This window comes from Pectobacterium carotovorum (genome assembly GCF_033898505.1).
GTDB lineage: Bacteria > Pseudomonadota > Gammaproteobacteria > Enterobacterales > Enterobacteriaceae > Pectobacterium > Pectobacterium carotovorum_J.
Window position 1 is genome coordinate 268,528 of sequence record NZ_JAXAFK010000001.1, and the last position, 13,199, is coordinate 281,726.

The 13,199-nt window shown below is 53.3% G+C and carries 9 protein-coding genes; 3 read left to right on the forward strand and 6 right to left on the reverse strand.

The features are described from left to right. Positions 1-2: 2 nt before the first annotated feature. Together R9X49_RS01170 and R9X49_RS01175 are read right to left on the reverse strand one after the other, a co-directional pair. Positions 3-1,247, reverse strand: coding sequence for a SpoIIE family protein phosphatase (locus R9X49_RS01170; RefSeq protein WP_319846888.1), 1,245 nt, complete (start codon positions 1,245-1,247; stop codon positions 3-5). Between the two features lie 196 nt (positions 1,248-1,443). Beyond that, the gene (locus tag R9X49_RS01175) at positions 1,444-2,637 is read right to left on the reverse strand and encodes an alpha/beta fold hydrolase (RefSeq protein ID WP_319846889.1); all 1,194 of its coding nucleotides are present in this window, start codon (positions 2,635-2,637) and stop codon (positions 1,444-1,446) included. A 210-nt stretch (positions 2,638-2,847) separates the two neighbouring features. Between R9X49_RS01175 and R9X49_RS01180 the strand changes: the two genes are divergently transcribed. After that, positions 2,848-3,582, forward strand: coding sequence for an FCD domain-containing protein (locus R9X49_RS01180; protein ID WP_319846890.1), 735 nt, complete (start codon positions 2,848-2,850; stop codon positions 3,580-3,582). A gap of 284 nt (positions 3,583-3,866) precedes the next feature. Next, positions 3,867-5,063, forward strand: coding sequence for a mannonate dehydratase (uxuA, locus tag R9X49_RS01185; RefSeq protein ID WP_319846891.1), 1,197 nt, complete (start codon positions 3,867-3,869; stop codon positions 5,061-5,063). 103 nt (positions 5,064-5,166) lie between these two features. Here the strand turns inward: uxuA and pelI are convergent, their stop codons facing one another. Next, the gene (gene pelI / locus R9X49_RS01190) at positions 5,167-6,222 is read right to left on the reverse strand and encodes a pectate lyase PelI (protein ID WP_319846892.1); all 1,056 of its coding nucleotides are present in this window, start codon (positions 6,220-6,222) and stop codon (positions 5,167-5,169) included. 706 nt (positions 6,223-6,928) lie between these two features. On the opposite strand from pelI, the gene R9X49_RS01195 reads away from it, so the two are divergent. Further along, complete coding sequence (locus R9X49_RS01195; RefSeq protein WP_319846893.1) at positions 6,929-8,137, forward strand: glycoside hydrolase family 28 protein; 1,209 nt, start codon at positions 6,929-6,931, stop codon at positions 8,135-8,137. Positions 8,138-8,380: 243 nt separating this feature from the next. Here the strand turns inward: R9X49_RS01195 and R9X49_RS01200 are convergent, their stop codons facing one another. The 3 genes from R9X49_RS01200 to R9X49_RS01210 are packed head-to-tail and all read right to left on the reverse strand — an operon-like array spanning position 8,381 to position 13,179. After that, entirely contained in the window at positions 8,381-9,550 is a 1,170-nt protein-coding gene (locus R9X49_RS01200) for an HlyD family type I secretion periplasmic adaptor subunit (RefSeq protein ID WP_319846894.1), read from the reverse strand. Between the two features lie 11 nt (positions 9,551-9,561). Beyond that, complete coding sequence (locus tag R9X49_RS01205; RefSeq protein WP_319846895.1) at positions 9,562-11,700, reverse strand: type I secretion system permease/ATPase; 2,139 nt, start codon at positions 11,698-11,700, stop codon at positions 9,562-9,564. 39 nt (positions 11,701-11,739) lie between these two features. Further along, entirely contained in the window at positions 11,740-13,179 is a 1,440-nt protein-coding gene (locus R9X49_RS01210; RefSeq protein WP_319846896.1) for a TolC family outer membrane protein, read from the reverse strand. Between the last annotated feature and the right edge of the window lie 20 nt (positions 13,180-13,199).

Genomic DNA, 13,199 nt, shown 5'->3' on the forward strand with positions numbered 1-13,199 from the left:
GGTTAAACAAAAGTCGAACAATGTCGGAAGCCCCAAAATGTTAAATCGTCTCGTCGGGTCTGATCGCCCTGGTAGATCTTGTGTGCCGACAGGAGCTGGTTAGCCAGGTCACGCATCGGCTGGTGTTGATAGTGCTGGAGATGCTCCTGTAGCCGGCGTTTTCCAAACATAATCCTGCGTTCTCCGCCAATTTGATCCGTCAATCCATCCGTGGTGGTAAAAAACATATCGTTATCATGAAGCGGTAATTCGTAGCTCGACCACTGGTAGTCATAAGGCGTTTCGGTATAGCCGATCCCCATACGATCGCACTGGAGTGGCGTCAGTTGCCCGGTATGGCGTTGCAGCATGAAGGCCGGCATCCTCGCGCCGGCAAACGTCAGCGTATTGCGCGTCATGTCGCAAAACATCAGCATGGCATCGCAGCCGTCGTTAGAGGCAGAAAGCTGGCGCGTCTCGTCACGCTGCCCCAGCGTATCTTTAATATGGCGGTTGATCGCTTGTAATAGCTGTGCAGGCAGCATCGGACCGTGCTGCGTCAGCGCCTGTTCCAGTGCGGAAGAGAAAATCAGCGTCATAAATGCGCCGGGTACGCCGTGTCCGGTACAGTCTGCGACGGCGGCAAGCCAGCCGTTCTGATAGGTTTTAAAGGCATAGCAGTCACCGCCGACACAGTCTCGCGGTTCCCAGGCCAAACACCAGTCTGCAAGCGTGCGGGACATCGCCTGCGTTGACGTCGTCAGCATCGCGGCCTGAATCACGCTGGCATATTCGATGCTCTGCATAATCTGTTGATGCTGGCGCAGGTGCATATCGGAGACGGCCTTAATCAGGTCGATGCCCAGCCCGATACCGATATAACACCCGTTCTCGGTGATCATAAAGCCGTCCGTCAGCGACTTATCACCGGTGATCACCGTTTGATCGGCCACGTCGTTTAACGACGCCAGCGCATCAACAATCAGCGGGTTTTTATCCATAAACGCGATGCAGCTCTTTTTATCGTACAGTTCGCGATAAAAAGGCCGCGACATCTGCGAGAGAAAAATGTGGCGGTTGATTAGGCCGAAAGGGCGTCCATCCTCAACGACAGGCAAGCTGACCCACTCTTTATTTTTACTGAATAACTGCAATACAGTGGCGTTGTCGGTGTTAGGAGAAACGTCCGGCAAGGGAATGCAAAGATCTCGCGCCACCGGTGTACCCCGGAGGAGCGGTCGGGCGCAAGGAACGGGCATGGCGATCATGGTTAATCTTTGGGCGGATTTGTCTTTAAGTCAAAATACCTGCCCTTGATGACCAAATGATGACAGCCCCCGTCATACTTCAAGCCGCAGATGCGTTGGCTTCCCTTACTCACCCCAGTCACTTACCGGTGTAAGCTCCTGGGGATTCGCGCGGTTGCCGCCTTCCTGCAACTCGAATTATTTAGGGGGGCTCGCGCTATTGTGCGTCCAGTACGTTGGCCATGATCTGGTTTTGCCAGTCGAAATAGGGGTTAAAGGTCAGGCGCACGTGGGTTTTGCCGTTTTCCACGTATCCCCAGTCGGAATACCACAGCGTGCTGCGATCCTGACAGGTTGTCAGGTCGCTCTGGGGTTGTCCGTTGGCACAGATGACGATTGCACCAGTTTTGCCGTATTCCTTGTTCTCTGGCGAAAACAGGAGCGACATGTGCGAGAACTGGCTGATGCGCCATTCAGGCAGCGAACCTGTCCGCACCAACACGCGCGAGGAATGTACGCCAGCAGGGCGATCGCCATACCAGATCAGGCGGCTGCGTGGATTGGTAAACTGCTTATCGAACGCGTCGACAATGTAAGTCGTATCAACGACGGAATCATGTTCCGCCAGCACGATTAACACCGGCTTGTCATAAGACTTTTTGGCGAGCTGCGAGCGAACACCGCTGCTGGAATAATAATATTGGGCGAAGCCGTTGGTCGGCACGCGCATATAGCGGGTTGCCAACTGCTGTGGGTAGCCGGGGCGAGGTGGCATCAGCCAGTCGGTAAAGACGGACAGCATCGGGGCCATGAAGTCGTATTTTTCATTGGATTTAATCGCGGGTGAGAACAGCACCAGCCCTTTAATTTCAGGGTGCTGTAACGCGTATTCCAGCACCAGATTGCCGCCAGTGGAAAAACCGCCCAGATAGACCTCATCGACCTCTTTGCTAAGGATGGCGGCCTGTTCGGCGACGACCTTGCGCCAGTCATCGACGGTAACGTGCAATAGATCTGACGGTTGCGTGCCATGCCCCGGTAGCAACACGGTTCTGACCAGAAACCCTTGTTCGACCAATTGCGGGGTCACATCGGTGAATGAGCCGGGTGAGTCACCCAGTCCGTGCACCAGTAAAATAGCCTTATGCGGCTGGCCGATGGGGCGGGTTTCACTGGGCGTGTTCCAGCGTAATTCCAGCTGTTTATCCGTGGTCTGGAAGGTGCGGTGCTGTGCGACCCAGCGAGCAGTGTCTTGCTGATAGCGCTCGAATGACGTTTGCCCTAATGGCGTGATATCGCGCGGCGTGCTTGTGCACCCCATGATAAAAAGGACGCCGATAAGGGCGAATAAACCGGCCATTACCCGCTTCCCGATTGCCCACGAAACGAACCGGAATACGTTTATTGTCATTTATGCTCCTTGCCTGTTGGCAATATCAACCCGATCGTTAACGGGATAATGGCGTTTCGACAACACTATATCCGAAATTATTTCGCGTGCAGATTGCTCAACGTGCGGCGTTATGAGGCTTCATGTTATACTTCAGACAAATTGGGCGTTTTTCTGTCTTTTGGTCAGGCCAATATTGCGATGGCCGATGTTGAATAAAGGGATGGCGGTATGCGTTTATATCAGCAGATTGGCGACAATCTTCGCGCGGAAATTCTGAAGGGCAACTATCAGATTGGCGACCGCTTGCCTCCCGAGCGTGATATTGCTGAAACCTATAACGTCAGCCGTAGCGTAGTGCGCGAAGCGCTGATCATGCTGGAACTGGAAAAGCTGATCGAAGTGCGTAAAGGCTCTGGCGTTTATGTCATGCAATTGCCGACCGCGCAGGGGAAAGATGGCGTGGTGGACAGCGGCTATGGTCCCTTCGAGCTGATGCAGGCGCGCCAACTGCTGGAAGGCGAAGTTGCCGCGTTTGCCGCAATGCAGGCGACCAAAAGCGACATTGTGAAAATGCGCCAGGCCATTGAACAAGAAAGGACATCGCTTGAAAACGGCAGCGTGGATGAAAGCGCTGATGAACAATTCCATTGCCTGCTGGCGCAGTCTACCCAAAACAGCGTCTTAGCCAATATGGTGTATGAGGTGTGGCAGGCGCGTAAACGCAGCCCCATGTGGCAGGGCATTCATTCCCATACCGATGATTTCAGCTATCAGCGCCAGTGGCTGGACGATCATGAACAGATCCTGCGTGCCGTGTCTCGCCGCGATGTGAACATGGCGCGTCAGGCAATGTGGCAGCATCTGGAAAACGTAAAAATTAAGCTGCTGGAAATCTCGAATGTAGACGATCCGGCATTCGACGGCTACCTGTTCGAGTCTGTTCCTGCACGTCTGGAATCCTGATTCTTTCCTACATTTCCCTTGCTCTGTAACTTTCCTCTCCGGCATCGCATTGGTGTGCGGAGAGAAAAGATATCAGACCAAATAACCTGTTTTTGACCTCTCCTTCATTTTTACACTCTTTTTTGGATGCCTGTTAGGCCAAAAATTGAATTTTTTGTGTAATTGGTCAATCAATTTGTGCATTTCGTTTGACAGCCTGCCCCGGTGAGGTAGTCTTTTCCTCATTTATTGATGAAAAAAGTGACAAAACAACTTTCTCACTTGGCGAAAAAAGGTAACTCGGTATGGAACAAACCTGGCGTTGGTACGGCCCGAACGATCCTGTCTCACTGGATGACGTTCGGCAAGCGGGCGCGACTGGCGTGGTGACGGCGCTGCACCACATTCCCAATGGTGAAATCTGGTCGGTTGAAGAGATTGAAAAGCGCAAAGCCGAATTGAAGGCGAAAGGGCTGGTCTGGTCGGTGGTGGAAAGCGTACCGGTTCATGAAGAGATCAAAACCCAGACGGGGAATTATCAGCAGCATATTGCCAATTACCAGCAATCGCTGCGCAACCTGGCGCAGTGTGGGATTGATACGGTGTGCTATAACTTCATGCCTGTATTGGACTGGACGCGAACCGATCTGGAGTATGTTCTGCCGGATGGTTCAAAAGCGCTGCGTTTCGATCATATTGCCTTTGCGGCCTTTGAACTGCATATCTTACAGCGTCACGGTGCCGAAAAAGATTACACGGCAGATGAGCAGGCACAGGCTGCCGATTACTTCCGAGCGATGAGTGAAGAAGAGATTGCGCGTCTGACGGGGAATATTATCGCGGGTCTGCCGGGGTCTGAAGAGGGCTATACGCTGGAGCAATTCCGTAGCCGTCTGGCAGAGTATGATGGCATCGACCATGCCAAACTGCGTGAGCATCTTGGGCATTTCCTGCGTGAGATTGTGCCTGTTGCGGAAGCGGCTGGTATCCGCCTGGCGATTCACCCTGACGATCCACCGCGTCCGATCCTTGGGCTGCCGCGTGTGATGTCCACGATTGACGACATGCGCTGGCTGAAACAGACGGTTGATAGCCTGCATAACGGCTTTACCTTCTGCACGGGATCGTACGGCGTACGGGCCGATAACGATCTGGTGACGATGCTGGAAACGTTTGCCGATCGCGTGCATTTCACCCATCTGCGTGCGACCTGTCGCGAAGACAATCCCAATTCCTTCCATGAAGGGGCGCATTTGCAAGGGGATGTGGATATGGTGGCGATCATCAATGCCATTCTGGCGGAGGAACTGCGGCGCCAGAAGGCAGGCGATCGCCGTCCGATCCCGATGCGGCCAGATCACGGGCATCAGATGCTGGACGATCTGAAAAAGAAGACCAATCCTGGCTACTCGGCAATCGGTCGCCTGAAAGGGCTGGCGGAACTGCGTGGTGTTGAGCTGGCGCTGAAGCGCACGCTGTTTACCGAATTGCAGCAAGGGTAATGAAATGAAACAGACCGTGCTTGAATAAGCACGGTCTGTTGAGGGGGGATGCGTCAGGACCCCAGAGGATAGAGTAACTTAGGTGTGAATTCTGCTGGCAGAATTACAGCGGTTTAACGTTTGAACGGCTGACTTTGCAGTTCTTGGTATCCCATTGCTCGCCGTGTTTAGGTGATTCGCCCTGGCCTTTTTCTACACCAGTAAACTCTTCACATACTTTAGGCTTGCCTGCTTTGTAGTTTTTAATACGCAGATCGCGGATTTCAGCCACATCGCCAAAGTTACGGTTTACGCCAGCGATGCTGTCGATGGTACCGTTAACGGTTGCGCTGATGATGGTGAGGTTACGCGGGCCGCCGTTGTTGGTGCAGTCACCGCAGGAACGCCACAGTTTGCCGTGTTGACCAGTCAGGGTGAAGTTGCCCTGTACGATCGTGTGGCTGTTTTTGGCATTCTGTTGCAGTACTTTGTCCGGTTTGCCGCCAGGGCCATTGGTGGTGTTATGTGCGACACCGCCGACGATGGTCATGGTTTTACCGTTGTTGGTCGCTGCATCTTCACAAACGTCTTCCCAGATTACGTTTTCGATACGGCAGTTGCCTGATTTACAGTGAATACCGTCAGAACCGCCTTTTTCGGAGATGCGCAAGTTCTTAATGGTGGCATTTTCCAGCGTGATAACCGGAGGCTGCTTATCACTGTCGCCTTTACAGCTCAGACCCAGAGTAATACCGCCGCAGTCGACGGTTTTATCTTTAATTACCGCTCCTGCTTTACATTCTGAACTGGCTGCCTTCAGTGATGCAGCGCGCAGTGGTGCTGGCTCCTTGCTTGGGTCGGTCGGTGCTGCGTTAGACTTCAGGACACTATTATTGCCGCTAACGGTATCCACCCAATACCAATAATCCGACTTCGGATTAGCGCTTAAATCCGTAAAGGTTCTGTCGGTAGAATTGAGCTCTGCGATTTTTTCGCTGCTCGCCTGATTATTACTGGTACTGCGATACACATCCTGGCGAACAACGTTGCCTGCATCGGTAGACCAGCTTAAATAGGTGGCATTGTCTTTTTTCAGCAGCATCAACATGGTGTCGTTAGCCTGAGCCTGAAAAGAAAAAGCAGCCGTACATAAAAATATCGGTGTTAAATACTTAAACATGTGTTTTTCCTTGTAAATTAAACGGATATTTTTTCTCTTTATTTATTCCAAATAAAGAGGGAGTCCTTGCGCATCGAAAAGGATTATATAGCAGAGAATTAGAAATGAATAACAATTCGACAAAATTGTTGAGGTTAATCAGATTATTTAATTTAGTCTGTGATTATTTTATATTTAATTTTATTTGTTGTTTATTATATTTTCTTTAATTATTTATTATGAACTAATAAATATTCGGAAGGTTCTTATTAAAGAAATAAGAAAAGTGAATGGCTTGAAGAGATAAAAATCTTATCACTCGCCTACGGCTGCACGTGACTGGATTCGGTTTGTTTCCGCGTTTCGTTGATGTGCCATTTACTTTTCTGGTGATAATTTAATCATGCGTAAAACTGAATGCTTTTCTTAATAAACATTAGCAAAGTTTTATGTAAATGGACTTTTTATTAATCTACATATGCATGTTCGACAATTCTTGGTTTCTATAAAGGCGTTTCATTTTTCTTAATTAAGCAAGAAGAACGCGCAATTCCTTTTTTAGTAACCATAAAATTGCGGATATCTATGCCCTAAATAATTCGAGTTGCGGGTAGGCGGCAATCGCGCGAGTCCCCAGGAGCTTACACCAGTAAGTGACTGGGGTGAGTAAGAGAAGCCAACGCACCTGCGGCTTGAAGTATGACGGGAATATAAGGGAAGGTTTGACATGGAATATCAATCAGGTAAGCGAGTTTTATCACTATCATTGGGGCTTATCGGCCTGTTCAGCGCCTCGGCATTTGCTTCTGACTCACGAACGGTGAGTGAGCCGAAAGCACCATCCTCCTGTACGGTGCTTAAAGCGGACAGCAGCACTGCCACCAGTACCCTTCAAAAAGCATTGAATAACTGTGAGCAAGGAAAAGCGGTCAGGCTAAGCGCAGGAAGTTCTTCCGTCTTTCTGAGCGGCCCGCTTTCTCTGCCTTCGGGCGTCAGCTTATTAATCGACAAAGGGGTGACGCTGCGGGCCGTGAATAACGCCAAATCTTTTGAGAATGCGCCGTCATCCTGTGGCGTGGTCGATACAAATGGTAAAGGCTGTGATGCGTTTATTACCGCCACGAGTACGACGAATAGCGGAATTTATGGGCCGGGCACCATTGATGGGCAAGGGGGCGTGAAGCTTCAGGATAAAAAGGTGAGCTGGTGGGATCTGGCCGCCGATGCCAAAGTGAAAAAGTTAAAACAGAATACCCCCCGGCTGATTCAAATTAATAAGAGCAAGAATTTCACGCTGTATAACGTTTCAATCATTAACTCCCCGAACTTCCACGTCGTGTTCAGCGATGGTGATGGTTTCACTGCGTGGAAAACCACGATCAAAACGCCATCCACTGCCAGAAACACCGACGGTATCGATCCTATGTCATCAAAAAATATCACTATTGCCCACAGCAATATTTCGACGGGTGACGATAACGTGGCGATCAAAGCCTATAAAGGCCGGGCCGAGACGCGCAATATTTCCATTTTGCATAACGAATTCGGAACGGGCCACGGTATGTCGATCGGCAGCGAAACGATGGGGGTTTACAATGTAACCGTCGATGACCTGAACATGAATGGCACCACGAATGGCTTACGCATTAAGAGTGACAAGTCGGCTGCTGGGGTGGTCAATGGCGTTCGGTATAGCAATGTCGTCATGAAGAATGTGGCGAAACCGATTGTGATTGATACGGTATATGAGAAAAAAGAGGGAAGTAATGTTCCTGATTGGAGCGACATTACGTTTAAAGATATTACGTCCCAAACCAAAGGCGTCGTGGTACTGAACGGCGAGAACGCGAAAAAGCCGATAGAAGTCACCATGAAGAACGTCAAACTGACGAGCGACAGTACCTGGCAAATCAAGAACGTCACCGTTAAAAAGTAGTTCGCTTAATAAGTTGTTTTGTCATGACAACGTTCAGAGCGTTGACAAATCTACTTACAGAACGAGAACGGTGGTAATGGGATAGAAGAGTAAAGCGTCCGCGCCAGGGATGGCGCGGCTCGAGCTTACAGGGAGGTACTTGCAGCGTCTTTACGATCGACCCATTATCACCGCTCGACTCACTTTTTTAGCAATCGCAGCACCGTTATTTATAAAATGACAGCGTGCATTGAATGTACTGACTTAACGTTCGCGCAGCGCTTCATTGACCTTGTTCAGCGGTTTAATCAGATAGTCCAGCACGCTTTTTTGGCCGGTTTTTATCTCTACGCTCGCAACCATGCCGGGCACGATGGGGAATTTTTCCCCGGCTTTGTTGGTTAGCTCCGCCTGCGTGGTGCGCACATAGACCCGATAGTAAAACTGATCGCGCCTGACTTCGTCCTGAAGTGTATCGGGTGACACGCTTTCGACTTCACCCGTTAAGTTGCCGTAGATGGAGGAATCATAGGCGGTGATTTTTACCGTGGCGGGCAAGCCCGGCCGGATATAGGCAATATCACGCGGGTTGATGCGCGTTTCGATCAGCAACTGATCCTCCAGCGGTACAATTTCCATCAGCTTGCCGCCCGGTTGCAGTACCCCGCCAACGGTCGTTACCTGAATGTCCTTCACAATCCCGCGGACTGGCGACGTAATGGTGGCGCGTTTGAGCTGATCGGCTTTCCCGCTGACCACTTCCATCTGTGCTTCCAGATCGGCGTTGTTTTTGACCTGTTCTTCCCGCGCCCGTACGGCGTATTGGTTGCGGGCTTCGTCGATTTTGCCGCGGATCTCGCTAATCTGGCGACGTAATCGAATCACCTCGACGGCGCTGGCGGCGCCGCGCTGCACCAGCGGCTCCGTCATCCGCAGCTCTTGTTCTACCAGCCGCATAGACTGTTGCAGGTTGGCGACGGTTTCATCGCGATTGCGCAAGCGTGATTCATAGAGCTGGCGTTCGCGTGCGGCCAGCGCCGGTTCTTTCATGGTTTCCGCGCTGAATGTTAGCGGTTCGCCGCTGAGCTCGGCGTGCAGACGTTCGGCGGATGCCCGCAGCGTCTGCACGCGGGAGAAGGCTTCGCCGTAGACGGACTGAAAACGGTTGATGTCTAACTGCGCCAGCACCTGACCTTTCTCGACGACATTGCCCTGTTGCACATATAGCTGGCCGATGATCCCGCCGTCCAGACTTTCAATCACCTGTGCGCGGGTTGACGGCGTCACTTTACCGCTCCCGACCGATACTTCATCCAGCACGGCGAAGGTGGCCCAGATAAAAAAGACGACCAGCCCCAGCAGGCTGAGCCAAATAATGGCGGAGACGCGTCGACCCTGGCGTTTCAGGTCATCATGGATCGTGATGCTACTCATTGTTTTTCCCCTTACGCCACGCTCTGTGCGGCATCTGCCGGTTTGCTGATCGCTTTCAAAATCTGGTCACGCGGACCATCTGCCACGATGCGCCCGCCATCCATGACGACCACGCGGTCAACCAGCTTGAGCAGCGCCGGGCGGTGTGTCACCAGTACCAGCGTGCGCCCCGTGAGCCAACTGCTTAACTGGTGGATAACGTGGCTTTCCAACTGTTCGTCCATCGAGGCGGTAGGTTCATCCAGCAGCACGATCTGGGGATTACGTAACAGCATCCTGCTGAGCAGAATCATCTGCCGCTGCCCGCCGGATAAACCGCGTCCGCCTTCATGAATAATGCGATCCAGGCTGGAGGCATCCTGTTGGATCAGGCTGAGCGCACCGCTAATGCGTAGCGCCTGCAACAGCTCCTGCTCGGTGGCGTGCGGGTTGCCGAGCATCAGATTTTGCCGCAGGCTACCGAAGAACAGACGCGATTCCTGCGACAGAAAGCCCAACTGACGGCGGACATCCGCCGGATCGATCTGGCTGATGTCGACACCGTCAATAATGACCTTGCCGCGCGTCGCCGTCGCCTGATTGGCAAGCAGCTTGAGCAGGGTGGATTTACCCGCGCCGACCTTACCCAGCAGCGCCACTTTTTCGCCCGGTTTGATCTCCAGCTTGCCGACCTGCAAGGCGGTATCGCCCTGTTCAGGGTCGTAACTGTATTGCACGTTGTGGAGCTGGAAGTGGCCCTGAAGGATCGGGCAGTGCGCCATTTTGCCGTCTTCCGGCCGATCCAGCGGTTTTTGCAGGATGTCATCCAGCCCGGTCATCGCGGTTTTCGCGTGCTGCCAGCGGGAAAACACCATCGTTAACTGCATAAGCGGCGCGATGGTGCGTGAGGAAAGCAGACTACAGGCCACGAGCGTACCGGTGGTGATATCGCCTGCCAGCACCAGATAGCTACCGAACACCAGCATGCCAGCATAGGTGAGCTGCTGGACGGTCGATGCCCAGCCGCTGAGCCGCGCGCCCCATATGCGTTGTTTCATTCCGATGGCGGCGCTGACCTCGTGTGTCTGCTCCCACTGGCGCTGGAAGTAGGGTTCGGCCTGTAGCGCTTTGATATCTTCGATCCCTTCGATGGACTCGACCAGCACCGCATTACGCAAGGCGCTTTCGCGCATGCCTTCTTTGGCCAGCTTCGCCATCGGCCATTGCAGCATTAGGCCGGGAATCACAATCAGCGGGATCGCCAGCATGGGAATCAGCACCAGCGGCCCGCCGATCATCGCCATGATGCCGAGAAACAGAAAGACGAACGGCATATCGGCTGCCGCCCCGACGGTTGTAGACGTCAGCAGTTCACGTACCTGATCGATTTCCCGCAGCTGTGAAATAAACGAGCCGGTGGATTTCGGTCTGGCCTCATTTTTTATCGCCAGCGCGCGGGCAAACAGCATTCCCGACACGTTCAGATCGATGCTCTTGCCCATCAGATCGGAGACAACGGTACGCGACAAACGGATGGCGTACTCCAATGCGGCAGCCAGCAGTACGCCGAAAAACAGCACCCACAGGGTGGGAATCGACTGCGCCGGAATCACGCGGTCATACACCTGCATGGAGAACAGGATCCCCGCCAGCGCCAGAACGTTACCCACGATAGAGGCGAGAGATATTTCCCCGATCTGCCGTTTTGCGCCGCGAAAATGTTGCCAGAACCAGTGCTTGCGGTACGGTTTGACGAAATCATCGATGCGGGTGTCGCGGCCACGTTCGGCGATGCCGACCAGCACGATAATCCCCTGACTGTGTTTGATGAGCTCAGTCAGTTCGGCTTCGCGCTGAAGGTCGCCGCCGTCATTCAGCCAGTAGGTGGCGATGCCTTCATCGTTTAACGACTCAATGACGATGACGCCGCCATCGTCGGTTTCTGCCAGTACCGGTAAGATCTTGTTGCGCCAGCGGAGCTTCTCCGTGTGTCGCAGGCTGATGCTTAACCCCATCAGGTGGCTGATTTGTTCTAGCTGACGGGCAATCGGCTGCTGTTCGTACCAGCGCATCTGCTGGCGTACCGACTGGATATCGACCACCTGTCCATAGTGGGCGGCGGCGCGTGCCATGGCGGCAATCCAGGTTTCAGTTTGGGTGATTTGTGTCATTCACATTCCTGCATGTTCTTATCCGGCAGGTGAGCCGGCTTACAGCGACGGTAACGTCTCGCCAGTGGCTTGATGACGCTCAATGCCCAACATATCCAGCAGATTATCGACGGCCGCGGCATAGTTAACCGCCGCCTCCCAGCCGTCATATAACGCGCCGATGCGTGAGGTTTCAGCCTGCAATACGTCTTGTTCAACGCTGAGCAGGTCGTTCAGGCTGCGTTTGCTGAGTTTGTATTCATCCTGATAAACGTTGCGGGTGTAGGTCGCGCTGGTAATTTGCTGCTGGCTGGCTTTTTCACGCTGCTGCGCGCCGATGAGATCGGCATAGGCCGTTGAGGCTTTCTGGTTCATATCCAGCTTTGCTGCTTCGACTTCAGCCTGCGCCGCTTCACGCGTGCCTGATGCGGCATCAACGCGTGCGCTGACGGCACCGCCCTGATAAAGCGGGGCTTCCACCACCAGCTGTAGCTGATCGTCCCAGTAATTACGCCTGTCGGTTTCATAGCGGGTACGGCCCGCCTGCACGGCAATGGTGGGCCAATGCTGGGCTTCTGCCTGACGAATCCGGTGGCGCGAGGCCTCCTGCTTGGATTGCGCGCTCAGTACCGCATTACTCTGCTGGTAGGGGAGTGCCTTGAGCGTAATTTTTTGTTGCAGCAGCGCACGGGGAAGATCGGGCAGGGCGGTGGGGAGCACGCCGGTCAGCACGCTGAGCTGGGCCAGCGAGGAACGTTCCAGCGCCCGATATTGCTCCAGCGTTGCCCTCATGCCCGCGATGCGGGTTTCCGCCTGCAGGATGTCGGATTGCGTACTGAGACCGGCCTCGGAGCGGAGTGTCGCGATGTCTTTGACCTGAGTGAGCGACGTGATATTACGCTCGGCCGCCTGACTCAGTTCCTGATAGCGTTTGACTTTCAGGTAGGTCAGCAAGGTTTGCTGACCGACAGTGGTCATGACGCCGTAGAGTTGATAGCGATAGGCATCTGACAAGCTATGCTGCTCATCAATGCTGCCGCCCGTCTTACCAAAATCGTACAGGAGCTGTTTCAGCGTAATACCCGCTGTGGAGTTGTTGCTCATCGTGCCGCCAGTATCACTTTGATCTGACTGGCCGACATTGCCGCTCAGGCCGATTTGCGGGAACCAGGCGCTTTGCGCGACGCGCAGGTCGGCTTCCCCGACGCGAATTTGCGCCGAAGCCTGTGCAATTTGTGGGTTGCGTGCAAATGCACGGAGAATGGCCTGCTTGAGATCCAGGCTATCGACCTGCTGTTCTGTCGGTGCGGCGGACCAGTCAAACGCGACAGCCTGAGCGAACGTCGACGAACTATAGAGAAAGGGAAGGCCGCCGCAGGCCAGCCCGAGTGCCAGCCCGATCGTCACCACACCGCGCGGCGTGTGATGGCGTAATGTGTGCGTCAAAAAAGCGCGATTGTGCGGAAAAAACATGCCCCTGATAAAAAATGGCTTGTGCATCAATGACCCCTGTTTTCATC